Here is a 23634-nt window from a genome sequence, read left to right on the forward strand (position 1 = left end):
CGCCCCTGAGGGCCCGCACGCCGCTGGCTGCCCGCCCCGGCGCGCCCTCAGCACCCGCAGTCGTCCCCGTCCACCGGCGCCGTCAGCGGGTCGGCCGGGCGCTGGTCGGGGCCCTCCCAGGTCTCGTACGCGAAGCCCTCGCGCACCCAGTACTCGAAGCCGCCGAGCATCTCCTTGACCTGGAAGCCGAGTTCGGCGAGGGCCAGGGCGGCGCGCGTCGCGCCGTTGCAGCCGGGGCCCCAGCAGTAGGTGACGACCGGCACGGACCGGTCGAGCAGTTGCTCCGCCTGCTGCGGTATGAGGGCGGTCGGCAGGTGGACGGCGCCTGGCACATGGCCCTGGTCCCAGGCCTCGGTGGACCGGGAGTCGACGACGACGAAGCCGGGATCGCCGTCGCCGGCGAGCGCGGCGGCCACGTCGGACACGTCGGCGTGGAAGGCGAGGCTCGCGCCGAAGTAGGCGGCGGCAGCGGCCGGAGAGGCCGGGGGGACCCGCAGGACGGGGTTGGCGGCGGCCGGGCTGATGCCGGGGGTGGGGCTGGTCGCGGTCATGGTCTCGGTCCTCGCAAGGTCTGGCGCTGGTGCTGGTGTCAGAAAATCTACGGGCCATGATCGTCGCGCTGAAGGCACGATCCCCGGCATCCACCTTGATCAGCCGGGGATTCCCCTGGTATCTCTCGGCCATGACCGGTTATTCCACGGACGCCACCGACTGGGGCATCCTCGAGGCCCTGCAGCGCGACGGGCGCGCGAGTTACGCGGAGCTGGCGCGGGCCGTCTCCATGTCCGCGAGCGCCGTCACCGAACGGGTGCGCCGGCTCGAGGAGGCGGGCGTCATCCAGGGCTACGCGGCCGTGGTCGACCCGGATCGGCTCGGGCTGCCCATCCTCGCGTTCGTCCGGCTGCGCTACCCGAACGGCAACTACAAGCCGTTCCACGACATGGTCGACGCGACACCCGAGATCCTCGAGGCCCACCACGTCACGGGCGACGACTGCTTCGTGATCAAGGTCGCCGCACGCTCTATGCGCCATCTCGAGGAGATCTCGGGCAAGATCGGCACCCTGGGGTCGGTCACCACGAGCGTCGTCTACTCCTCGCCGTTGCCGCGCCGCCCGCTGACCCGCTGACCCGCTGACCCGCTGACCCGCTGACCCGGATCGTCCCGCACCGCCCCCTGATTCGCTGACCCGGTCCCCCTGACTGGCTGACCCGGGTCGCCCCCTGACTCGCCGACCCGGGTAGCCCCGAGCCGCCCCCTACTCGCCGCCCCGGGTCGTCCCGCGCTGCCGCACCACCGACCCGGACCTGCCCTTGACGACCTCCAGCTGCGCATGGACACGGCGGCGCAGGTCCGCGACATGGCTGACGATGCCGACGCTGCGGTCGCGCTCCCGGAGGGAGTCGAGGACGTCCAGGACCTCGTCGAGCGTCTGGTCGTCGAGGCTGCCGAAGCCCTCGTCGATGAAGAGCGTGTCGAGCCGGACCCCGCCCGCCTCGTCGGTCACGACGTCGGCGAGGCCCAGCGCGAGCGCGAGCGACGCGAAGAACGTCTCGCCGCCGGAGAGCGTCGTGGTGTCGCGCTCGCGCCCCGTCCAGGCGTCGACGACGTGCAGGCCGAGGCCCGAACGGCCGCGCCCCGTACGGTCGTCGGAGTGCACCAGCGTGTACCGGCCGGACGACATGCGCTGCAGCCGCACGGTCGCGGCGGCCGCGACCTGTTCGAGGCGTGCGGCGAGCACATAGGACTCCAGGCGCATCTTGCGCTCGTTGTCCGCGGAGGTGCCCGCCGCGAGCCCGGCGAGGCGGGCCACGCGGTCGTACTCCTCACGCAGCGGGGCGAGTCGGCGGACCGATGCCGCACATCTCGCGGACAACCGGTCCAGTTCGGCGCACCGCCGCGCGGCCGCGTCCCGCGCGGACGCGGCGTCGCGCACCCGCCGGTCGGCGAGGTCGGCGGCATGTTCGGCGGCCCGGACGTCCGCGGGCGGCAGCTGCGCGGCCGCGGCCGTGTCGCGCTCCGCGAGGACCGCACGTACCGCCGCCTCCTCCTGCTGCCAGGCGTCGATCCGGTGCTGGAGCTCGCGGTGCCCCGCGTCGTCGAGCAGGGCGGCCGCCGCGGCTTCCGGCGTGTCGAACCCGGCCCGGAAGGCGGCGTCGGCGAGTCGCGCGTCGGCGTCCTTGCGCCGCTGGGCCGTGTCCTCGGCGATCCTGGCGGCATCGGCGGCCTCGGTCAGCATCGCCGCCTGCCGTTCCAGCTGGGCGGCCCGGGCCGCGACGCTGACCGCGGCACCCCGCGCCTGCGCCAACTCCTCCTCCAACGAGGCCCTTTCACGATCGAGGAGCTCACGCCGGGAGGCACGCGACGCGGCACGCTGCCCGGCCTCCTGACGGGCCCCGAGCCTTCGCTCGTGCTCGCGCTCGGCCTGGTCGAGTGCCTCGCGGGCCGCGTGCAGCCCGGACGCGAGGTCACGCGCCTCGGTGTGCTGTCGCTGCACGTCCTCGTAAATCTCGGCGAGTTGGGTGGTGGGCGCCTCGCCGGCGGCCTCCGTGGCGGCGGCGAGCTGTGCCCGTACGACACTCAGCCGCTGCTCGGCTTCGGCGCGCGCCTCGTCGGCGTGGCGGTGGGCGGCCAGTGCGGCGTCCTCGGCCTGCTGGTCGACGTGGCCGGCGGCCTTCGGGGCGGGCGCCGGGTGTTCGGTGGCGCCGCAGACGGCACACGGCGCACCCTCGGTGAGGTTCGCGGCGAGCTCGGCTGCGATGTTCTGAAGGCGCTGTTCCTTGAGCGTCAACCAGTTCTCATGGGCGGCCGTGGCACGCTCGCGTGCGGTCATCGACCGCTCGTATGCCTCTGTGGCCTCGGCGGAGAGCTGGTCGCGGCGCCGGGCGGCGGCCAGCCTGTCCCGAGCCGGCTCGAGCCGCCCGGCGAAGTGCTCGGCGCGCGTTGCGGCTTCCTGGGCGGAGTCGATACGTGCCTGGAGGGCGGTGCGTGTCTCCTCCCATGCGGCAAGCCAGCCCGCCGCGTCCTGGAGGAAGTCCTCGTCGGCGCGCTCCTGGCGGTCCAGTTCGGCGCGCTCGGTGGCCAGTTCGGCGAGTCGGCGCTCGGCTCGACGGGCCGATTCGAGGCCGCCCAGCTCCTCGGCGGCCTTGCGGGCTGCGGCCGCGAGCCCCGACGCACTGGTGTCCGCGAACGTCTCGGGCAGTGCGCCACGCGCGCGTGCCTCTTCCACAGCGGCCCGACGGTGCTCGCGCTCGGCGGCCTCGCGCAGGTCCAGGGCGGGAGCCACGGACTCGGCCTTGCGGGCACGCTCCATCCGGGTCCGGTGCATGCGGTACTCGTCGGCACGCGCGTCGAGCCGCTCGGAGCGTTCGCGCGCCTCGGCGAGCCGTCGCTGCAGCCGGGCCACTTCCCGGGCGTCGGCGAGCTGCCTCTGCGCCGCGCCCCCCGCCGACTCGGCGGCGGACAGGGCGGCGTGCGCGATGGTGAGCCGCTCGCGGGCGCCGGCGCGGGCGACGGCGGCCCAGGCGAGTACGGCCTCGGCGAGGCCCGGATCGCCGGGCGTGAGGTCGGGCAGCGGCAGCTCCACGGTGTCTCCCGCGGCCTGCTGCATACGGTGGGCGTCGGCCAGCAACTGCGTGTCGCCTTCGCGTACTTCGGCCTCAGCACCGCGCCGCCGCTCGGCCAGGCGCTGCTCGACCGCGGCGAACCTGCCGGTGTCGAAGAGCCGCCCGAGCAGCTTGCCGCGCGCCTCCGCGTCGGCCCTCAGAAAGCGTGCGAAGTCACCCTGCGGCAACAGCACGACCTGGCAGAACTGCTCCTTGCTCATACCGAGGAGCTGGCTGATCTCCTCGCCGATCTCCTGGTGGGAGCGGCTGAGGTCCTTCCAGGAGCCCGCCACGGCGTCGTACTCGCGCAGCCAGCTCTGGGCCTTCTCGGTGGTGGTGCCGGTGCCGCGCTTCTTCGGGCGCTCCCACGGGGGCTGCCGGGTGATCTCCAGCCGGCGCCCGGCGACGGTGAGTTCGAGGCAGACCTCGGTGCGGGTGGCGGGCGACGCATGGTCGCTGCGCAGGTTCGTCCCCTGGCCGGCGCTTTGCCGGGCGCCCGGTACCGAGCCGTACAGCCCGTAGCACACGGCGTCCAGAACGGACGTCTTCCCCGCGCCGGTCGGTCCGTGCAGCAGGAACAGCCCGGCGGTCGACAGGTCGTCGAAGTCGACCTGCTGAGTGGTACCGAAGGGCCCGAAGGCCGTCATACGCAGCCGATGCAGCCTCACCGGGCGACCTCACGCAGGTTTTTGCCCCTGCCGTGGTCATCCTGGCGCCCGCGCACGCCCTCCTGCAGGACCGCGTCCTCGGCGCGCACGGCGTCGAACGCGTCCTGCAGCACCTCGCGTTCCCGCTCGTCCGGTCCCGCGCCGCGCACATGGGCCACGAAGTCCTCCGCGATCTGCTGGTCGCTGCGCCCCTTGAGGCGCTGCCCGTATGACACGTCCGGGTCCTCGGGGGCCCGGTCGGGCTCGAAGACCAGGCTGAGGGTGTGGGGGAAGCGTTCGGTGAGCCGGCCCATGGGCTCGGCCGGGCGCACGGCGTCGGTGAGGGTGGCCTCGACCCACGCCTCCTCGTAGCGCGCGAGCCGCGGGTCCTCGAGCAACTCCTCCAGCGGCCCCCGGATGCGGGCGAGCGCCCGTGGCACCGGGCAGTCGATGCGCTCGGCGTCCAGCTCACCGTCCGGCCCGAGGTCGACGAGCCACATGCTCTTGCGGTGGTCGGCCTCCGAGAAGGAGTACGGAAGGGGGGACCCGGAGTAGCGCACGCGCTCGGTGATGGTCTGGCTGCCGTGCAGATGCCCGAGCGCCACATAGTCGACGCCGTCGAAGACCCCGGACGGTACGGCGGCGACACCCCCGACGGTGATGTCGCGCTCGCTGTCGCTGGCCTCGCCGCCGGTGACGAAGGCATGTGCGAGGACGACGGACCGGGTGCCGTGCGCACGGCTGGCGAGATCAGCGCGCACCCGGTCCATGGCGGCCGCCAGCACCGCTTCATGACCGGGCCTCTCCACCCCGAACTCGTCCTTGACCAGCGCTGGTTCGAGATACGGCAGTCCGTAGAACGCCACGTCCCCGTGGTCGTCGCCGAGGACCACGGGAGTGCCGACGGCGGCGGGCTCGGTGCGCAGATGGATACCGGCACGGCCGATGAGCCCGGCACCGACACCGAGGCGGCGCGCGGAGTCATGGTTGCCGGAGATCATCACGGTGGGCACGCCCAGCTCCGCGAGCCGGTGCAGTGCGTCGTCGAACAGCTCGACGGCGGCAAGCGGCGGCACCGCCCGGTCGTACACATCTCCCGACACGACCACCGCGTCCACGTCGCGCTCACGGACAGTGGCGACGAGGTGACCTATGAACTCGGCCTGGGCACCGAGCATGCTCACGCGGTGGAACGCCCGGCCGAGGTGCCAGTCGGAGGTGTGCAGGATTCTCACAGCACCGCTCCGACCTGCATGTTTACCGCTCCTCAGCCCCGTAACCGGCACGAACCAGCAGGGGGCACCCTTGTCGGCACCGACCACGCCAGTGCCGGCGGACACCGCGTCCACCACGGACCTTAGTTTGCCACCCGCGTGGGGAGTCGGATGACGGTTCAGCGCGGCATCCTGCCGTCCATCAAGAGGGCGTCCCGGGCGGGGCGGCAGACGCCCGGGATGGCGATGGCGTCGGGCAGGCCACGTCATCGCCGTCGGTCGCGGCGCGCAGCTCCGGCAGCGTCGGCGGCTCAGCGCCGAAGCGCGTGCACGTGATGGCGGCCGCGGTCGCCGCCAGGTCGAGGAGCCGGGTTACGTCCTCGCGGCCGATGCCGTGCAGAGCGGCGCGGCGATCGCCCCCGAGGAGCCCGGCGTCGTACAGCCGGTGCAACATGGCGGCGGTGAAGGAGTCGCCCGCCCCGACGGTGTCCGCGACGCTGACGGCGGGGGCGGGGCGGCGGACGATGCCGTCACGGGTGACGGCCAGGCTGCCGGCGGCACCGAGGGTCACCACGACCAGGGCGGGACCGGTGCGCTGCCAGGATGTGGCGATCTCCTCCGGTGCGCGCCCGGGGTACATCCACGCGAGATCCTCTTCGCTGACCTTGACGATGTCGGCGAGGCCGACCTGGAACTCGGTGCGGAAGCGTGCCTGCTCCCGCGAGGGCAGCAGTACAGGGCGGACATTGGGATCGAGACTGATGGTGACGGCACCCTCGGCCCGCTGCCGGGCCAGCAGTTTCTCGACGACTCCGGCGCCCGGGTCCAGTGAGGTGGCGAGCGACCCTGTGTGCAGACATCTGGTCCCGGCCGCCGGTTCGGGCGGCTCCGGCAGGTCCCAGGTGAGCCGGAAGGCGTAGTGCGCAGCGCCATGCTCGTCGAGGGCAGCGGTCGCCGTGCTGGTGCGGGGGCTGCCGGGCACCCGTCGCACCGACACTCCGGAGCCGGTCAGATGCTCGTGGAGCAGTTGACCGTGGTCGTCCTCACCGAAGTGGGTGAACAGGGTGACCGGTGTGCCCAGCCGGGCGAGGCCGACGGAGACATTGGCCGGGGAGCCGCCGGGGTGTGCGCTGCGGTCCCGGGTGGCGCCGGCGGGGCGTACCAGATCGACGAGGCTCTCTCCGACAACAGTGATCATCTGTTCTCCGTGGCAGCGGTGTAGACGTGGGCCGGGCCGACCTGGGCTCCGCGCCTCCGTGGGGTCGGCTCACCATAGGTTCCCGAGAAATATCTCGCAAGAAGTGTTAACAGAGCGGACTGCTTCTGCTAACAATTCTCCCCGTCGGCTTCGCGCCTGCCTCTCCCGAGGACAGATGCCGCATGGCTGTATGCCGCCGGTGCGGCGGCATACAGCGGCGCACATCGGGTGCGTGTTCTCCACCTATCGCTCCGTACCGCTTATCCCCCCAGTACCCCTCGGTACCGCTCAGAGAAAGAGGACCTCGCCATGCCATCGACCAGACAGACCCTCATCGCGGGCATAGCAGTTGTCGGCGTCCTGGCCACCGGTTGCGCCGGGGCAGGGGGCGGAGGTGGCAGCGGCACGGGCGAGAGCATCAACGTGCTGATGGTCGGCAATCCGCAGATGGAGGACATCGCGAAGCTGACGAAGGACACGTTCACCAAGGACACCGGCATCAAGGTGAACTTCACGATCCTTCCCGAGAACGAGCTGCGCGACAAAGTCACCCAGGACATCGCCACCCAGGCCGGCCAGTACGACGTCGCCACCATCGGTGCCTACGAAGTGCCCATCTGGAACAAGAACGGCTGGCTGCACGAGCTGGGGTCCTACGCCGACAAGGACTCCAGCTTCGACCAGAACGACCTGCTCAAGCCGATGGTGCAGTCCCTGTCCGGCGACGACGGCAAGCTCTACGCTCTCCCGTTCTACGGTGAGTCCTCCTTCCTCATGTACAACAAGGAGGTCATGGCGGAGAAGGGCATCACCATGCCCGAGCGGCCTACCTGGCAGCAGGTCGCCGACATCGCCGCCAAGGTCGACGGCGCCCGCCCCGGGATGAAGGGCATCTGTCTGCGCGGCCTGCCCGGCTGGGGTGAGCTCGGGGCGCCGCTGACGTCCGTGGTCAACACCTTCGGCGGCACCTGGTTCACCAAGGACTGGAAGGCTCAGGTCAACAGCCCTGAGTTCAAGACGGCGACGAACTTCTATGTCGACCTGGTCAAGAAGCACGGTGAGGCGGGTGCCCCGCAGGCCGGGTTCACCGAGTGCCTGAACGCCATGAGCCAGGGCAAGGTCGCGATGTGGTACGACGCGACCAGTGCCGCCGGGTCGTTGGAGGACGCCAAGTCCAGCAAGGTGGCCGGCAAGGTCGGTTACGCGTACGCGCCTGTGGCGAAGACGAAGAGCAGCGGCTGGCTGTGGGCCTGGGCGTGGGCGATGCCGAAGACCACGAAGAAGGCCGACGCCGCCTCGAAGTTCATGCTCTGGGCGTCCAGCAAGAAGTACGAGAAGTTGGTCGGCGAGGAGCTCGGCTGGGCGCGCGTTCCCGCCGGCAAGCGGGCCAGCACCTACGAGATCCCCGAGTACAAGAAGGCCGCCTCGGCATTCGGTGACATCACCCTGAAGTCCATCGAGCAGGCCGACCCGACCAACCCGGGCGTCCAGCCCAGGCCGACCGTCGGCATCCAGTTCGTGGCCATCCCCGAATTCCAGGACCTGGGAACCAAGGTGACCCAGGAGATCTCCGCGGCCATCGCCGGCAAGACCAGCGTGGACAAGGCGCTGAACGACGGCCAGAAGCTCGCCGAGGAAGTCGCGAAGAAGCACAAGTGACCTTCAATGCCCGGCCGGCCTCGGCAGCCGACCGGGCACCGCTCCACCGGCCCCGGCCTCCCCCAGTGCCTTAAGGGCCTGGGAGGTACCCCCATCCGGCAGAGGAAAGTTCATGACCACGCTCACCGTTGAACCCAAGACAGCACCGCCGCCCGTCCGCCCGCGGACGCGCACGGGCACAGCCAAGTGGAAGCGGCGCATTCCGCTGCTGCCGGCGCTGATCTTCACCATCGTCGTCACGCAGCTGCCGTTCGTGGCCACGCTCGTCATCTCCACCTTCCAGTGGAACATCCTCGAGCCGGGAGACCGGCACTTCACCGGTCTGTCCAACTACTCGTTCGTCTTCACCGACGAGCGGCTGCGCACTGCGGTGCTCAACACCGTCGTGCTCACCGCGTCGGTGGTGCTCATCAGCGTGGTTCTCGGACTCGGTCTGGCAATGCTGCTCGACCGCCGGTTCGCCGGCCGGGGGCTGGCGCGCACCCTGCTCATAGCCCCGTTCCTCGTCATGCCGGTCGCATCTGCCCTGCTGTGGAAGCACGCCATCTACAACCCCGACTACGGACTGCTCAACGGCACACTCAACGCCGTCTACCAGTTCTTCGGAGCCGCCCACGGCCCCACCGTCGACTGGGTGTCCTCCTACCCCATGCCGGCCGTGGTGATCTCGCTGGTCTGGCAGTGGACCCCGTTCATGATGCTGATCCTCCTGGCCGGCCTGCAGGCGCAGCCCGGTGACGTTCTGGAGGCGGCAAAGGTCGACGGGGCATCGCCGCTGGCGACCTTCCGCTTCATCACCCTGCCGCACCTGCGGCAGTACCTCGAGCTGGGCATCCTGCTCGGCACGATCTACGTGGTGCAGACCTTCGACGCGGTCTACACCATCACCCAGGGCGGCCCCGGCTCGGAAACGACCAACCTGCCCTACGAGGTCTACCTGACCATGTTCCGCAAGTACGAGTACGGCGAGGCGGCCGCCGCCGGTGTCGTCGTCGTGCTCGGCTCGATCGTGATCGCGACCTTCGCGCTGCGCACCATCGCGTCACTGTTCCGCGAGGAGGTATCCCGATGACCGCTCACGCAGCAGTCGACGCCCCCGGGGCGAGGCTCAAGAAGCTCCTGCGCCGTCAGGACGACCAAGGCGGTGCGCCGCGACTGTCACCGCTGTGGACCTTTGTCGCCTGGCTTGCCACGCTGGCTTTCTTCGCGCCGGTGGCATGGATGGTGCTCACCTCCTTCCACCAGGAGGCGGACGCGGCGACCAACCCGCCGACCCCCTTCGCCCCGTTCACCTTCGAGCAGTACGAAACACTGTTCAGCCGGGACATCACCCCCTTCCTCCTCAACTCGGCCATGGCCAGCGTCCTTTCGACGCTGCTGGTGCTCGCCCTGGCGGTGCCGACGGCCTATGCGCTGTCCATCAAGCCGGTCGAGAAGTGGACCGACGTGATGTTCTTCTTCCTGTCCACCAAGTTCCTCCCGGCCATAGCGGCTCTGCTGCCGGTGTACATGATCGTCAAGCAGGTCGGGATGCTGGACAACGTGTGGACGCTGGTCGTCCTCTACACCGCGATGAACCTCCCGATCGCGGTGTGGATGATGCGCTCGTTCCTCGCCGAGGTCCCCAAGGAGATCCTGGAGGCGGCCGAGGTCGACGGCGCCAACCTGCTCACCGTCCTGTGGCGGGTCGTCGCGCCGGTCGCCATGCCCGGACTCGCCGCCACCTCACTGATCTGCTTCATCTTCAGCTGGAACGAGTTCATGTTCGCCGTCAACCTCACCGCGACGCAGGCGTCGACCGCGCCGGTGTTCCTGGTCGGCTTCATCACCAACGAGGGCCTGTTCCTGGCCCGGCTGTGCGCGGCGGCCACGCTGGTGTCGCTGCCCGTCCTCATCGCCGGTTTCGCCGCCCAGGACAAGCTGGTCCGCGGCCTCTCCCTGGGAGCGGTGAAGTGAAAGCGGCCGTCATCACCCGGCCCGGGAGCATCGAGATCACCACCGTCGACGATCCGGCCCCCGGCCCGCGGGAGGTTGTCATCGAGGTGTCGGCCTGCGGACTGTGCGGCACCGATCACGGCAAGGGCGGCACGTACCTGCAGTTCGGCGTGGCCGACTACGCCACCCGGGCCACCGTCGAGCCGTACAGGATCTACAACCAGGAGATCACGATCACCGGCTCCATGGCCGTCCTGCACAGCTTCGAGCGCGCCGCCGATCTCTTCGCCACCGGCCTCATCGACCCGGACGTCTTCATCAGTGACCGCCTCCCGCCGGCGTCGTTCCCCGACGCGATCAACCGCTTCCAGGCAGATGTCGGACGCAAGATCCAGATCCAGCCCGGCCTTCTGGACGCATAGGCACCGCTCTACGCCTCTCGTACGCGGCTTCCGTCCCCGCCCCGCCTCGCCCGACCACACCCGAACGGAGCACCACCCCATGTCCCAGCAGATCCGGCGCGTACTCGTCCGGTCCATCGACGACATCACCGTCGAGCAGATACCCGCGCCAGTGGCCGGCGACGGCGAACTCCTCGTCCGCACCACCGTGGTGGGCGTCTGCGGCTCCGACACCCACGCCGCCCTCGGCCACCATCCGTTCATGCCCCTGCCCTACCGCCCCGGGCACGAGGCGGTAGGCGTCGTCGCCGCCGCGGGCCCGAACGCCGATGGGTTCGCCCCGGGCGACAGGGTGATCATCGAGCCGAACCTCTACTGCGGGCAGTGCCCCCAGTGCCGCTCCGGCCGCTACAACATCTGCCAGGAGCTGAAGGTGTTCGGCTGCCAGACCCCCGGCGCCATGACGGACCTGTTCACCATTCCCGCCGACCGCGTCCACCGCATCCCCGAGGGCATGACCGACATCGAGGCCGCTCTCGTCGAGCCGCTGGCCACCCCGGTGCACGCCGTGGCCAAGGCCGGCGACCTCACCGGGCGCAGGGTGGTCGTCCTCGGCGCCGGACCCATCGGCCTGCTCGTCCTCGCCGCCGCCAGACATGCGGGCGCCGCGAAGATCGCCCTCACAGACCTGCTGCCGGGCAAGCGGGACCGCGCCCTGCGCCTCGGCGCCGACGCCGCCCTGCCCGCCGACGCCCCCGACCTCACCGACCGTGCCCGGGAGGCGCTCGGCGGACCGGCCGACGTGGTCTTCGACTGCGTGGCACGCGAGCAGTCGATGGCGCAGGCCACCGAGCTGGTCACCAAGGGCGGCACGATCATCGTCGTCGGCGTGGGCGCCGCCGGAACCACCCCGATCCGCCTCGACCTGGTCCAGGACCGCGAGATCCGTATCGAGGGCACGCTGATGTACACGGCCGACGACTACCGCACCGCCGTCGCCCTGCTCGCCTCCGGCGCCGTCGACACCGACGAGATCGTCACCGCCACCTTCCCCCTGGACGAGGCGGCCAAGGCCTTCGCCGCATCGATCGCGCCGGACCACGTCAAGGTCCTGGTCACGGTGGAAGCGCCATAGCGCCCCCCGACGGGGAGAGTGGCGTAGCCTGCCGGGCCGGGTGAAGGCCGGTCGCCATGGACGGACGACGACTCCCGACGCCTCCCGGCCCGTATGCGAGACTTCGAGGTCGAAGCCTCGGCCGTCAGTACAGGACCGAGAGGTTGTCACAGCACGGCCCGCCCCCAGCCGCGCGACACAGAGGACACGGAGACAAGGGAGAGCCGCAGTGCCCGCCAGGACACGGTCGTCGCAGGCCGCTGTGGAGGAACGGCGTCAGGCCGTCATGCGACATGTCGTCGAACACGGCGAGACCCGCATCGACGATCTCGCCGACCTCTTCGGCGTCAGCCTGATGACGATGCACCGCGACCTCGACGACCTCGCCCAGCGTTCGCTGCTCCGCAAGGAACGCGGCCGGGCCGTCGCTTTCCCCGCGGTCACCATGGAAACAGCGACCCGCTTCCGTGAGAGCACCGCCATCTCTGCGAAGGCCGCTGTGTGTCACGCGGCGATCGGCCGTATCAGGCCCGGCAGCACGGTGCTCATGGACGACTCCACCACCCTCTTCCCCCTGGCCCCCGCTCTCGCACAGCTCGACCAGATCAGCGTCATCACCAACTCGGTCGGCCTGGCGCAGCGTCTGGGGTCGGCCCAGGGCGTGGACGTCACCCTGCTCGGCGGGCGTTACCACGGCGACTTCAACTCCTGCACGGGCCCCCAGGTCACCCGCACCCTCTCCCGCATCCGCGCCGATCTCGCCCTCATGTCCGCCACCGCTGTCCTTTCGGGCCAGCTCTTCCATCCCTTGAGCGAGTACGTCGAGGTCAAGCTGGCCATGCTTGCCTCCGCCGACCAGGCCCTGCTCCTCGTGGACCATTCGAAATTCGGCAAGACCGCCACCCACGCGTACGGCACCGTGGCCGACTACGACGCGGTCATCACCGACACCAGCACCCCCGACGCGGAGATCGCGGCCATCCGCGGTTTCGGTATACCCGTGGAAGCAGTCGACCCCGGAGACCACTCCCCGTGATACATGCCCTGTTCGAAACCCCCAGCGCCTACCGCCCCACCGCCGCGGAGATGGCCGCTCCGGTACCGCGGGTCGAAGCCGTACTGTTCGACTTCAGCAACACGATCTTCCAAATGATCGACCTGGAGACGTGGCTGCGGCGGGTCGGCGGCGCCTGCGACCGTAGGGCCATGCTGGAGGAGGACGGCGCCGTGGCCGAGATCTCGCGGCAGTTGCGGGACGCCTTCCGGCTGCCCGCCGTCGCCGCGCTGCAGGAGGGCCGCGACCTGTCTCCCGAACGGCATCGCCTCGCCATGCGGGGATGGTGGGGGCACGTGGACTTCCTGCGAGGCGTCGAGGAGATGGCCTACCGGGAACTCACCGCACCCGACGCCTGGCTGCCCTACCCCGACACCGAACCCACGCTGCGCGCATTGCGCGCCCGCGGCCTGCGCATCGGGATCGTGAGCGACTTCGCCTGGGACCTGCGGGTCCACCTGGCCCGCTCCGGGCTGGAGGACCTGGTCGACGCGTGCGTGATCTCCTGTGAGGTGGGCCGGGAGAAGCCCGACCCCCAACTGTTCCTCAAGGCGTGCGCGGACCTCGGCGCCGATCCCCGTGCCACGCTCATGGTCGGGGACAACCCGTCACGGGACGGCGGCGCCACCGCCTGCGGCCTGCGCGCCTACATCCTCCCGGCCGAACAGCGCACCGGTGAGCGGGGCCTGGCCGAAGTCCTCCGGCTCGTGACCTGACACACCACCCTCCGTGGCCGAAGGCGAGGGCACAACGCCGGGCGAGCTCGAGGGTGGTCGCCTCGCCAGACGGTCTCGTACGGCGGAAAGTCGTGCGGCAGGTACTCCCACGGGATCCCGGTGCTCACGGGATCCCGGAGCTGACGTACAGGATCGCGTTCACGATCTTCCGCGGGTAGATGTCACGGGCTCAGGCGGGCTCGGCTGTGGTGCCGCGTACGACAAGGTGCGGGGTGAGGACGACCTCGCGGGGTTCGGTGCGGCCTTGGTCGAGGCGTTCGACGGCGGCGGCCACCGCATGTCGGGCCTGCTCCCGGGCGCCCTGGCTGACGGTGGTCAGGTTGAAGCAGCTGAGCCGGGAGAGGGTGTCGTCGTCGTAGCCGACCACGGACACCCGGCCCGGGACGGCGATGCCGGCGCGTGAAAGGGCGGCCAGGACCCCGATGGCGCACTGGTCGTTGAACGCGACGACGGCGGTGGGCAGGCCCTGGCCGTCGAGGAGGTGGCGGGCGGCGCGTTCGCCGGCCGCTTCAGTGTTGTCGCCGTGCAGGACCCGGATGTACTCGTCCAGGCCGTGGCGGCGCATGGCCGTGCGGTAGCCGCGACGCCGGTCGGTGGCGATGACGCCCTTGCCGCCGTCGACGTAGACGATCTCGCGGTGACCGAGGCCGACCAGGTGGTCGACGATCTGGCCCACGCCGTCATCGTCCGCGGTGCGGACGACGTCCAGGCCGGTGCCGGCGATCCGGCGGCCGACGGTGATCACGGGGGCCTTGCGGTCCAGGGCGGCGAGCGTGTCGGCGGGGGCGGTCGGGCCCAGCAGGATCAGCGCCTCGCTACGGAAGGCCAGCAGTGTCTCGACGGCACTGTGCTCGTCGCGGGTGCGGGTCTGGGTGCTGAGGACGAGGTCGTAGCCGACCTGCTCGGCGGCCGTATGCAGATGCTCGACGAGTTCGGCGTGGAAGGGGCTGTGGATGTCCACCATGACGCCGAGCAGCCGGGTGCGCCTGCTGGCCAGCATGCTGGCGGTACGGTCGACCTGGTAGCCGAGCTCGGCGGCGGCTTTCAGGACACTCTGCCGGGTGCGCTCGCTGGGACCGGGAACACCGCGCAGCACCAGGGAGACCGACGCGGTGGACACGCCCACGCGGGCGGCCACGTCCTCGAGCCGCGGGCGTTTGCTGGTGCCGTTCCGGCGACGCTCGGCACTGTCGTCGTCCACGTGCACCTCCCGGCAGATCTCCTCGCGCAACACCCTTGACACGCTCACGAAACGAGCCGATAGTACCAGAACTTAAAGCGCTTTAAATTGTCCTGTTGTTCCAACGAAGCCAGCTCGGGGAGTGCGACGGACACCTTGCGACTCGCGCTCTCCGACTCCCCTGCCAGAGCGCCTTGTGCGCCGGAGAGGAGCCTCAGTGAGGACGCAGTCGATCGGGGTCGGCGTCATCGGCGGCGGCATGTCCGGCCGCGCACACCTGAGCGGCTGCCGAGCCACCGCGCCCACCTGCGCCGCCACCCGCTTCTGAGACCGGCAGAACCGCATTCAGCCTGCTCAGGAACGTGCCGCGACCCTGACCGCGGCCGTCGCGACCGCTCCGGCCCACCCAGCGGCCGCCGACCCACTTCCCCCTCCCAGTCGCACAGTGCCGATCCGCTTCCCCCTCCCAGTCGCACAGTGAGGTGCACAAAGCCATGAAGCACACACCCCGTCCCCGTTCCCGCAGAATCGCCCCCGTCGTGGCCGTGGCCGCGGCGGCCGCCCTGACCCTCGCGGGCTGCTCCAGCGACTCCGGCGGCAAGAAGGCCGAGGAGGCCGCGGACAACGTCTCCGCCGGCAAAGCCGACACCCCGCGCATGACGATCGCGATGGTCACGCACGCGCCCTCCGGCGACACCTTCTGGGACATCATCCGCAAGGGCGCCCAGGCCGCCGCGGCCAAGGACAACGTCAAGCTGATCTACTCCAACGACGAGAGCGCGGGCGGCCAGGCCAACCTGATCCAGAACGCCATCGACCAGAAGGTCGACGGCATCGCGGTCACCCTCGCCAAGCCGGACGCCCTGAAGGACGCCATCGCCAAGGCGCACAAGGCGGGCATCCCCGTCGTGGGCTTCAACTCCGGCATGGACCAGTGGAAGGACCAGGGGCTGCTGGAGTTCTTCGGGCAGGACGAGTCCGTCGCCGGCGAGGCCTTCGGCGAGAAGCTCAACGAGACCGGGGCGAAGAACGCGATCTGTGTCGTCCAGGTCCAGGGGCACGTCGGCCTGGAGGCGCGCTGCGCCGGTGTGAAGAAGACCTTCAAGGGCAAGGTGGAGAACCTCTACGTCAACGGCAACGACATGCCGGCCACCAAGTCCACCATCACCGCCAAGCTCAAGCAGGACTCCTCCATCGACCAGGTGGTCACGCTGGGCGCGCCCTTCGCACTGACGGCCGTCGAGTCGGCGTCGGACGCCGGCAGCAAGGCGAAGGTCGCCACCTTCGACCTCAACAAGGACCTGGTGAGCGCCATCAAGGACGGCGACATCGAGTTCGCGGTGGACCAGCAGCCCTACCTGCAGGGCTACCTGGCGGTCGACTCCCTGTGGCTCTACAAGAACAACGGCAACTACATGGGCGGCGGCGAGGCCCCCGTCTTCACCGGTCCGGCGTTCGTCGACAAGAGCAACGTCGACGCCGTCGCCGAGTTCGCCACGCAGGGCACCCGGTGATGACGATGACCCAAGCAACGGCACCGGCGACGAGTTCCTCGTCGCCGGTCTCGCCGGCCTCACCCAAGGACGGCCGCACCGCCCAGCGGTCCCTGGGCCGCAGACTGCCGGCCCGCGGCCGGCGACAGTGCGTCGCCATCGCCCGCGCCGTCTACTTCGGCGCCCGCGTTCTCATCCTCGACGAGCCCACTGCCGCCCTCAAACACGAACTGGCACAGGTCCGCGGCGTCGGGGTCGAGGGGCTCCCCGAGGAGGAGGACCTCACGGCCCCCGTAGCGGCGCCCTCGGAAGGCGCCTCCTGACACCGGCGAACGCATCAGCCACCCGCATCCCCTGGACACACCGGAAGGCACCCCCTCGTGAAGATCGCCCTCGACCCGTACATGATCCGCAATGTTCCGTTGCTCGAACTGCCCGCGGTGGTCGCCGAGTTGGGCTACGAGTGGATCGAACTGTCACCCCGGGAGGACTTCATCCCGTTCTTCCGGCACCCGCGCGTCGACGACGCCACCGTACGGAAGTTCCGCAAGGCCCTGGACGCGGCGGGCGTCGGCATCTCCTCTCTCCTGCCTCTGTTCCGCTGGTCCGGCCCCGACGAGGACGCCCGGCAGGCCGCCGTACGGTACTGGAAGCGCGCCATCCAGATAGCTGCCGACCTCGGGGTGGACAGCATGATCTCCGAGTTCAACGGCCGGCCCGAGGAGCCCGACAGCAGCGAGGCCCAGTTCTGGAAGTCCCTGGACGAACTGCTGCCGCTGTTCGAGCGCGAGGGCATCCGCCTCGCCCTGGAACCGCACCCGGACGACTTCATCGAGAACGGCTACGACGCGGTCAACCTCATCCGGGGCATCAACCACCCCAACGTCAGCTTCCTGTACTGCGCCCCGCACACCTTCCACATCGGCAACGACGCCCCCGGCATCATCAAGTACGCGGGCGACCTGCTGACCCACGTCCACCTGGCCGACGCGTTCGACCACACCGCGTCCTCCGGCAACCGTTACATCCTGAACCCGCCCGGTACCCCGGCCCGCATCCACCAGCACCTCGACATCGGCCAGGGCGAGGTCGACTTCGACGAGCTCTTCCGCGAACTGCGCGCGAACGGCTTCGACGGCACGCTGACCGCCTGCGTCTTCGCGTGGGAGGAACGAGCCAAGGAGTCCTCGGTGTTCATGCGCGAGAAGATCAACGAGTACCTGTCCAGCTGGTCCTGACGGGGCGCGGCCACCCCGGCACGTACCTCGCCGGCGTGGCCGTTCACCGGTCCGCGACATCCAGTACTGACAACCCATTGGCAACGCCCGCCCCCAAGGTCGTCACCACGCGCTTGCCCAGCCCACCCCACCAGACGACCGCCCGCTTCAACTTCCCCACCCCAGCTGACATTGCCGTCCGCTCCCCGAAGGGCACACCCATGACCACGTCAAGCAAGCCCATCTCCGTCGCGGTGATCGGAGCCGGTATGGCCGGCCGCAGCCACGCCGCCGGCTACCGCAACGTGAACACGGTCTTCGGTGCCGGCCTGCCGCCGGTCCGCCTGGCCGCGATAGCCGACGCCAACGTCGAACTCGGCGAGGACGCGGCCCGCCGCTACGGCTACGAGAAGGCACTCCCGAGCTGGGAGGCCGTCGTCGAGGACCCGACGATCGACGCCGTCAGCATCGTCGTAGGCAACGCGTTGCACCGCCCGATCGCGGAGGCGCTGGTCGCCGCGGGCAAGCACGTGCTGTGCGAGAAGCCGCTGGCAGGATCGCTCGAGGACGCCCGCGCGATGGCCGAGCTCGAGCACACCGCCGACGTCGTGACCGCCGTCGGGTACACCTTCCGCCGTTCCCCCGCCATCGCCGCGATCCGCGGCCACGTCCAGCGCGGCGAGCTGGGCGACCTCACGCTGTTCAGCGGCCGGTACTGGTGCGACTACGCGACCGACCCGAACGGCCCGCTGAGCTGGCGGTTCAAGGGCGGCCCCGGCTCCGGCGCGCTCGGGGACGTCGGCTCGCACATCATCGACGCCGCCGAGTACGTCGCCGGGCCCATCGCCATGGTCTCCGGTGCCACGCTGTCGACGCAGATCCCCAAGCGGCCCCTGCCGCTGGGCGCGGTCGTCGGACACAACGCGGCCCCCGTCTCGGACGAGGTCGGCGAGGTCGAGAACGAGGACACCGCGTCCTTCACCGCCCGCTTCGAGTCCGGTCTCGTCGGCACCTTCTCGGTGACGCGCACCGGCTTCGGCCTGCCCAACGGGCTCTCCTTCGACGTCCTGGGCCTCGGCGGCCGGGCCGCGTTCGACCAGCACCGGCCCGCCGAGTACCTCTTCGACGACGCCCAGCCCGAGGCCCGTACGCGCGGCGCCCGTCAGATCATCGCCGGCCCGCAGCTGCCGTACTTCGCGGGTGGGGTCCCGATGGAGGCGCCGGGTGTGGGCGCCAGCAACGCCGACAACTTCACCTACCAGGCCCGCGCCTTCCTCGACCAGATCGCGGGCGTCGCCGACCCGCTGCCGGCCTGCGCCACGTTCGCCGACGCGCTGCGAACCATGGAGATCATCCAGGCAGTCGTCGACTCGTCCCGCAACAACGGCGCGCTCACCCCGGTTCCGTCCGCCGCCTGACCACCCGCACCCAAGGAGTACGCACATGGCCCTCAAGCTCGGCGCCTACACCGCCTGCCTGCACGACCGGCCCCTCACCGAGGCCCTCGACATCCTGAAGGAGAACGGTCTGACCTCGGTGGAGGTCAACACAGGCGGCTTCATCCCTTCCCCGCACTGCCCGGTCGATCTCCTGCTGTCCTCGGCCACCGCGCGCGAGGAGTACCTGGCCACCTTCGCCGACCGCGGTATGGAACTGACCGGGCTGAACTGCAACGGCAACCCGCTCAACCCGCTCCCCGGAGTCGGCCCGAAGCACGCCGACGACCTGCGCCGCACCATCCGCCTCGCCGGCCTGCTCGGTGTGAAGCACGTCGTCACCATGTCCGGCACCCCCGGCTCCGACCCCGGCGCCAGGTACCCCTCATGGGTCGTGAACCCGTGGGACGGCGTCTACATGGACGTCCTGGACTACCAGTGGGGCGTGGCCGTCGCGTTCTGGAAGGAGATCGACGCGCTGGCCCGGGAGAACGACGTCCGGGTCGCCATCGAGATGCACCCGCACAACGTGGTGTTCTCCCCGGTCACCCTGAAGCGCCTCGTCGACGAGGTCGGCGCCACGAACATCGGCGCCGAGATGGACCCCTCCCACCTGATGTGGCAGGGCATGGACGTCGTCGCCTCCATCAAGTGGCTGGGCCCACTGGTGTTCCATGCCGCCGCGAAGGACGCGGCGCTCTGCCCCGGCGCCGACATCCGCGGCGTGCTGGACACGTCGTTCAAGCGCGTGCCCGCCGACGCGCCCGGCAAGGTACCCACCGGCTACGGGTTCTGGTGCAACGCCTGGCCGGAGAATCCGGCGTGGAAGTTCGTCGCCGTCGGCCTCGGCAACGACGTCCCCTTCTGGACCGAGTTCCTGCGCGCCCTCGCCGAGATCGACCCGGACATGGCCGTGAACATCGAGCACGAGGACTCCGCCTACTCCCAGACCGAAGGACTCGCCCTGGCCGCCAAGAACCTGCACAGCGCCGCGGCAGCCCTCTGACCCACCCGCACTACCCGGCCCCGCGCCCGCCGACGGGGGCGCGGGGCCACGGCTGTACCCCCGGGGACCACGACCGTCTGCGCGTGGGCTCCCTCGACGGTGCTCTGCCCCGAACGATCCCCCGATCGGTGACTGAGAGAGGTTCTCCCAACGCTCATCTTCCGTTGGGAAACGGACGAAGAGTTCGCTCCTAGTGTGACTCGCGCCGCCCCCCGGCTCGCTGCATCGAGAGGACTCCCATGACAGGCACGTCCGCCGGCAGACCCACCGGTCCCGGTTTCGAACGACGTACCCTCCTGCGCGGGGCTGCCGTGGCCGCGGCCGCGTCCGTTCCCTTCCAGGCCCTCGCCGCGCGGACGGCGGCAGCCGCGCCGGTCAAGCGTGAATTCGACGCCGGGTACGGCCCGCTGAGCCCGGTCAAGGACCAGACGACCGGCCTGGAGCTGCTGCAGCTGCCGCGCGGGTTCGAGTACATCTCCTACGGCTGGACGAACGACCTCATGGACGACGGGGTGCGCACCCCGGGCGCCCATGACGGCATGGCGGCCTTCCGCTACGGGGACCGGGTCCACCTCGTCCGCAACCACGAGCGCGGCGAAGGAACGGCCTTCACCGCCCCGGCCTACAACCCCGCGGCCGGCGGCGGGACCACCACCATGGTCTTCGACCCGGACGCCGGCCAGTGGCTGGAGTCCTACGGCAGCCTCGGCGGCACCATCCGCAACTGCGCCGGTGGGCCCACCCCGTGGAACACCTGGCTGACCTGCGAGGAGACCTTCTCCACGACTGCCGGCAAGCGCCACGGCTACATCTTCGAGGTGGCCTCGGAGGGCAAGGGCAACCCCGAGCCCTACACGGCCATGGGCCGGTTCAACCACGAGGCCATCGCCGTCGACCCGGCGACCAGCTACGTCTACGAGACCGAGGACCGCGGCGACGCATCGCTGTACCGGTTCGTTCCGGCGGTGCAGGGCGACCTGACCAAGGGCGGCCGGCTCGAGGCCCTGCGCATCGGCACCACCAAGTACGACACCCGCCTCGACGGGGAGAAGGCGTACGGCACCGTCTCCTGGGTGCCCGTGGACGACGTCGACCCGGCGACGGACACGGTGCGGCTCCAGGCACAGGCGAACGGCGCCGCGGTGTTCAGCCGCCTCGAGGGCGCCTGGTACGGCAACGACCGCATCTACGTGATCACGACCGACGGTGGCCCCGCCCGCCAGGGCCAGGTCTTCGAACTCGACCCGGCCACCGACGAGTTCCGGGTCCTCTTCGCCTCCCCCGGCTCCGACGTGCTCAACGCACCGGACAACATGTGCGTCAGCCCCCGCGGCGGCCTGGTGCTGTGCGAGGACGGCGGCGGCACGGAGTACGTCCACGGGCTGACCACGGACGGCGAGATCTTCCGCTTCGCCACCAACAACGTCGACCTGCGCGGCGGGACCGCGGGCAAGGACGTCCCGGCCGCGGACCACAGGGGCTCCGAGTGGGCCGGCTCCGTGTTCGAGCCGAAGAACGGCAACTGGCTTTTCGTGAACATCCAGACCCCCGGCATCACGTTCGCGATCACCGGACCGTGGGCTCAGGGAGCGCTCTGATCCGCCCGCTGGGCACTGCCCAGGCGGTCGGCCGGTCCCGGGAACACTGCCTCGGTCGGCCGGTCCGCCGGGCAGTACCCCGCCGGCCGGTCCGCCGGTCACCGCTTCAGGCGTCCCCGTACGCCTCTCCGCCCAGCTCGAAGCCCGCTGTGCCCGCCGTCGCATCGGCGAGCCAGGCCCGGAAGGCCTCGACATCGGCGTCCGGCAGCCCGATCTCGATGGTGACCGCATCGCCGTAGTGGACGTCCCGCACCTCGCGTCCCGTCGCGCGCAGATCGTTCTGGACCTTGCCGGCGCGCTGGTGGTCGACCGTCACGGTGGCCAGCCGGAACCTGCGGCGGGTGATCGTGCCGAGGGCGTCCAGGGCCTCGCCGACCGCTCCCCCGTACGCCCGGATGAGCCCGCCCGCGCCGAGCTTGACCCCGCCGTAGTAGCGGGTGACGACGGCGACGACGTAACGCATGTCGCGGCGCATCAGCATCTGCAGCATGGGTACGCCCGCGGTGCCGCCCGGCTCGCCGTCGTCGCTCGCCTTCTGCACGGCCGCGTCGGCGCCGATGACGTACGCGTAGCAGTTGTGCGTGGCGTCCGCGTGGTCCTTGCGGACGCGGGCGATGAAGTCCTGAGCCTCCTGCTCGGTGGCCGCGGGCGCGAGCGCGCACAGGAAGCGCGAGCGGTTGATCTCGGTCTCGTGCACGCCCTCGCGGGCCACTGTGCGGTACTCGTCCTGCATCAGGCCAGGGTATGCGGTGCCCGGACCGGAGCCGGCACCACGATGACGGCACGCGCGCGTGGCCGATGGGGGGTCGCCACGCGCGCGTGCCGCGACCAGCACCTGCCCCGGGGGTCAGGGCAGGGTCCGGGGCGTCACTTCGCGTACATCAGCGTGCCGAAGCCGGTCTGGTCGAAGCCGCCGCTGGTCGAGCCGTAGTCCCCGCCGCCGCCCTCGGGGTAGACCTGAGCCGCCATGCGGGAGATGTACGGCACGGACCGGTTGCGGCGCCTGGCGTAGTGGTAGTGGAGGATCTCCCACACCGGCCGGAGCTGCCCGCGGCTCGCGGACGAGATCACGGTGTGCTCGCTGTACGCGCAGTTCTGGCCGGTGCCCCAGGTGTACTTGGTGAACGGCACGTCCTCACCGAGGTTGTACTTCGCGACGTACTGGGCCGCTTTCTCGAAGCGGCGGTTGTCGTAGTCGTACAGGTCCTCGCCCTGGTTCCACGCCATCTCGCAGAACGCGCCCATCTGTCCGATGCCCATGACGGTGTGGCCCTGGTCGCGCCCGGACTCCTGCCACTGGGCGAGCCACTGGCTGTCGTAGACGAAGGGGATGGCGTTCCTGATGGCGCCGTTGCCCGCGCCGTTCTTGAAGTAGTTGACGGCCTGGTCGTACTTGGCGCCGTCGTCGCACAGGATCCCGATGGCCAGGATCGAGTTCATGTTGCACAGGTCCCAGTTCGCCCAGTAGTTGGTGATGCAGGCGTCGTTGTGCTCGCGGAGGAACCGGTCGTTGAGCGGGTAGAAGACGTTGAGCATCATGCGCTTGAAGCGCTCCAGGTCGAACCCGGAGTAGCCGCGCATCAGCTCGGCCGCGTTGGCGAACTGGTAGCCGTAGAGGCCGGCGGCGAGGTACCGGTCGGCGTTCCCGGTGACCTCGGTCAGCGTGGCCGACCAGGCGTTGAGGATGTTCCTGGCGCAGTCGCCGTGTGCGGTGGAACCGGTGACCCACCACCGCAGCGCGTTCTGGTAGGCGGCGTGGATGTCGTTGTAGAGGATCCCGTAGTTCTGGCCGGTGCCGCCGCGGATGATGGTGGCCTGCGGGTTGGGCGTCCAGCTCGACTGGGAGTGGGAGTTGGCGGTCAGCCGGTTCCAGCCGGAGAGCCAGGGATCGTCCCCTGCGGCCACCCGTACCTTCGCCCGGTTGAGGTCGCCCCAGATGTGCAGCATGCCGGGGTGCGTGAAGGTGGCCGGGGCGGCGCCGGCGGTGCCGGTGGTGAGGGCTGTGGCGGTGGCACCCGCCGCTCCGGCGAGTGCGAGCCCACCGGCGGCCTTCAGCATCCCGCGTCGGCTGATACCGCTGGCTGATTGCGTTCTGTGCTTGTTCGTGCGGCTCACGTGTCTCTCCTGTCTGGTGGGGGTC

The 23634-nt window shown here is 70.4% G+C and carries 19 protein-coding genes and 2 pseudogenes; 14 read left to right on the top strand and 7 right to left on the bottom strand.

Annotated features, from left to right (window positions below):
- Positions 1-47: 47 nt before the first annotated feature.
- Positions 48-551 (bottom strand): rhodanese-like domain-containing protein, encoded by a 504-nt coding sequence (locus tag ACSMXV_RS08020; RefSeq protein WP_473177009.1) that lies wholly within the window; start codon positions 549-551, stop codon positions 48-50.
- A gap of 131 nt (positions 552-682) precedes the next feature.
- Between ACSMXV_RS08020 and ACSMXV_RS08025 the strand changes: the two genes are divergently transcribed.
- Positions 683-1129: an Lrp/AsnC family transcriptional regulator gene (locus tag ACSMXV_RS08025; protein WP_473177010.1), complete on the top strand. Its 447-nt coding sequence runs from the start codon at positions 683-685 to the stop codon at positions 1127-1129.
- 129 nt (positions 1130-1258) lie between these two features.
- Here ACSMXV_RS08025 and ACSMXV_RS08030 read toward each other — a convergent pair whose 3' ends face one another.
- The 3 genes from ACSMXV_RS08030 to ACSMXV_RS08040 form a co-directional block, all read right to left on the bottom strand.
- Positions 1259-4273 carry an AAA family ATPase gene (locus ACSMXV_RS08030; RefSeq protein WP_473177011.1) on the bottom strand — a complete coding sequence of 1005 codons (3015 nt, stop codon included), beginning with the start codon at positions 4271-4273 and terminating at the stop codon, positions 1259-1261.
- Entirely contained in the window at positions 4270-5487 is a 1218-nt protein-coding gene (locus tag ACSMXV_RS08035) for an exonuclease SbcCD subunit D (protein WP_473177012.1), read from the bottom strand. Before ACSMXV_RS08035 ends, ACSMXV_RS08030 begins: the two co-directional genes overlap by 4 nt.
- Positions 5488-5668: 181 nt before the next feature.
- Positions 5669-6664: a carbohydrate kinase family protein gene (locus ACSMXV_RS08040; protein WP_473177013.1), complete on the bottom strand. Its 996-nt coding sequence runs from the start codon at positions 6662-6664 to the stop codon at positions 5669-5671.
- 309 nt (positions 6665-6973) lie between these two features.
- Between ACSMXV_RS08040 and ACSMXV_RS08045 the strand changes: the two genes are divergently transcribed.
- From ACSMXV_RS08045 to ACSMXV_RS08075, 7 genes and pseudogenes are all read left to right on the top strand, one after another.
- A complete protein-coding gene (locus ACSMXV_RS08045) occupies positions 6974-8323 on the top strand; it encodes an ABC transporter substrate-binding protein (RefSeq protein WP_473177014.1) in 1350 nt (449 codons plus the stop codon).
- A 112-nt stretch (positions 8324-8435) separates the two neighbouring features.
- Positions 8436-9395: a carbohydrate ABC transporter permease gene (locus tag ACSMXV_RS08050; protein ID WP_473177015.1), complete on the top strand. Its 960-nt coding sequence runs from the start codon at positions 8436-8438 to the stop codon at positions 9393-9395.
- Positions 9392-10279 carry a carbohydrate ABC transporter permease gene (locus ACSMXV_RS08055; RefSeq protein ID WP_473177016.1) on the top strand — a complete coding sequence of 296 codons (888 nt, stop codon included), beginning with the start codon at positions 9392-9394 and terminating at the stop codon, positions 10277-10279. Before ACSMXV_RS08050 ends, ACSMXV_RS08055 begins: the two co-directional genes overlap by 4 nt.
- Positions 10280-10401: 122 nt before the next feature.
- Positions 10402-10680, top strand: a pseudogene (locus ACSMXV_RS08060) (alcohol dehydrogenase); the annotation flags it as partial.
- A gap of 79 nt (positions 10681-10759) precedes the next feature.
- Entirely contained in the window at positions 10760-11794 is a 1035-nt protein-coding gene (locus ACSMXV_RS08065) for a zinc-dependent alcohol dehydrogenase (RefSeq protein ID WP_473177017.1), read from the top strand.
- Between the two features lie 208 nt (positions 11795-12002).
- Complete coding sequence (locus tag ACSMXV_RS08070) at positions 12003-12809, top strand: DeoR/GlpR family DNA-binding transcription regulator (RefSeq protein ID WP_473177018.1); 807 nt, start codon at positions 12003-12005, stop codon at positions 12807-12809.
- Complete coding sequence (locus ACSMXV_RS08075; RefSeq protein WP_473177019.1) at positions 12806-13543, top strand: HAD family hydrolase; 738 nt, start codon at positions 12806-12808, stop codon at positions 13541-13543. Before ACSMXV_RS08070 ends, ACSMXV_RS08075 begins: the two co-directional genes overlap by 4 nt.
- 190 nt (positions 13544-13733) lie before the next feature.
- Here ACSMXV_RS08075 and ACSMXV_RS08080 read toward each other — a convergent pair whose 3' ends face one another.
- Positions 13734-14765 carry a LacI family DNA-binding transcriptional regulator gene (locus ACSMXV_RS08080; protein WP_473178858.1) on the bottom strand — a complete coding sequence of 344 codons (1032 nt, stop codon included), beginning with the start codon at positions 14763-14765 and terminating at the stop codon, positions 13734-13736.
- Positions 14766-15238: 473 nt separating this feature from the next.
- On the opposite strand from ACSMXV_RS08080, the gene ACSMXV_RS08085 reads away from it, so the two are divergent.
- From ACSMXV_RS08085 to ACSMXV_RS08110, 6 genes and pseudogenes are all read left to right on the top strand, one after another.
- Positions 15239-16258 (top strand): sugar ABC transporter substrate-binding protein, encoded by a 1020-nt coding sequence (locus ACSMXV_RS08085; RefSeq protein WP_473177020.1) that lies wholly within the window; start codon positions 15239-15241, stop codon positions 16256-16258.
- A 116-nt stretch (positions 16259-16374) separates the two neighbouring features.
- Positions 16375-16560, top strand: a pseudogene (locus ACSMXV_RS08090) (hypothetical protein); the annotation flags it as partial.
- A 57-nt stretch (positions 16561-16617) separates the two neighbouring features.
- Positions 16618-17475 (top strand): sugar phosphate isomerase/epimerase family protein, encoded by an 858-nt coding sequence (locus ACSMXV_RS08095; RefSeq protein ID WP_473177021.1) that lies wholly within the window; start codon positions 16618-16620, stop codon positions 17473-17475.
- A 200-nt stretch (positions 17476-17675) separates the two neighbouring features.
- Positions 17676-18872, top strand: a complete 1197-nt coding sequence (locus tag ACSMXV_RS08100; RefSeq protein ID WP_473177022.1) for a Gfo/Idh/MocA family protein — start codon at positions 17676-17678, stop codon at positions 18870-18872.
- A 25-nt stretch (positions 18873-18897) separates the two neighbouring features.
- A complete protein-coding gene (locus ACSMXV_RS08105; RefSeq protein WP_473177023.1) occupies positions 18898-19896 on the top strand; it encodes a sugar phosphate isomerase/epimerase family protein in 999 nt (332 codons plus the stop codon).
- 239 nt (positions 19897-20135) lie between these two features.
- Entirely contained in the window at positions 20136-21494 is a 1359-nt protein-coding gene (locus ACSMXV_RS08110; RefSeq protein WP_473177024.1) for an alkaline phosphatase PhoX, read from the top strand.
- 106 nt (positions 21495-21600) lie between these two features.
- Here ACSMXV_RS08110 and ACSMXV_RS08115 read toward each other — a convergent pair whose 3' ends face one another.
- Both ACSMXV_RS08115 and ACSMXV_RS08120 read right to left on the bottom strand, forming a co-directional pair.
- Positions 21601-22227: a YigZ family protein gene (locus ACSMXV_RS08115; protein ID WP_473177025.1), complete on the bottom strand. Its 627-nt coding sequence runs from the start codon at positions 22225-22227 to the stop codon at positions 21601-21603.
- A 134-nt stretch (positions 22228-22361) separates the two neighbouring features.
- Positions 22362-23609 carry an alginate lyase family protein gene (locus tag ACSMXV_RS08120; protein WP_473177026.1) on the bottom strand — a complete coding sequence of 416 codons (1248 nt, stop codon included), beginning with the start codon at positions 23607-23609 and terminating at the stop codon, positions 22362-22364.
- Between the last annotated feature and the right edge of the window lie 25 nt (positions 23610-23634).

This window comes from Streptomyces sp. DSM 42067, from assembly GCF_055792885.1.

Coding starts and splice junctions, on each gene's coding strand:
- ACSMXV_RS08110 (WP_473177024.1), top strand. CDS start 20,136: ATGACAGGCACGTCCGCCGGCAGACCCACCGGTCCCGGTTTCGAACGA.
- ACSMXV_RS08115 (WP_473177025.1), bottom strand. CDS start 22,227: ATGCAGGACGAGTACCGCACAGTGGCCCGCGAGGGCGTGCACGAGACC.
- ACSMXV_RS08040 (WP_473177013.1), bottom strand. CDS start 6,664: ATGATCACTGTTGTCGGAGAGAGCCTCGTCGATCTGGTACGCCCCGCC.
- ACSMXV_RS08065 (WP_473177017.1), top strand. CDS start 10,760: ATGTCCCAGCAGATCCGGCGCGTACTCGTCCGGTCCATCGACGACATC.
- ACSMXV_RS08100 (WP_473177022.1), top strand. CDS start 17,676: ATGACCACGTCAAGCAAGCCCATCTCCGTCGCGGTGATCGGAGCCGGT.
- ACSMXV_RS08085 (WP_473177020.1), top strand. CDS start 15,239: ATGAAGCACACACCCCGTCCCCGTTCCCGCAGAATCGCCCCCGTCGTG.
- ACSMXV_RS08020 (WP_473177009.1), bottom strand. CDS start 551: ATGACCGCGACCAGCCCCACCCCCGGCATCAGCCCGGCCGCCGCCAAC.
- ACSMXV_RS08105 (WP_473177023.1), top strand. CDS start 18,898: ATGGCCCTCAAGCTCGGCGCCTACACCGCCTGCCTGCACGACCGGCCC.
- ACSMXV_RS08025 (WP_473177010.1), top strand. CDS start 683: ATGACCGGTTATTCCACGGACGCCACCGACTGGGGCATCCTCGAGGCC.
- ACSMXV_RS08055 (WP_473177016.1), top strand. CDS start 9,392: ATGACCGCTCACGCAGCAGTCGACGCCCCCGGGGCGAGGCTCAAGAAG.
- ACSMXV_RS08045 (WP_473177014.1), top strand. CDS start 6,974: ATGCCATCGACCAGACAGACCCTCATCGCGGGCATAGCAGTTGTCGGC.
- ACSMXV_RS08050 (WP_473177015.1), top strand. CDS start 8,436: ATGACCACGCTCACCGTTGAACCCAAGACAGCACCGCCGCCCGTCCGC.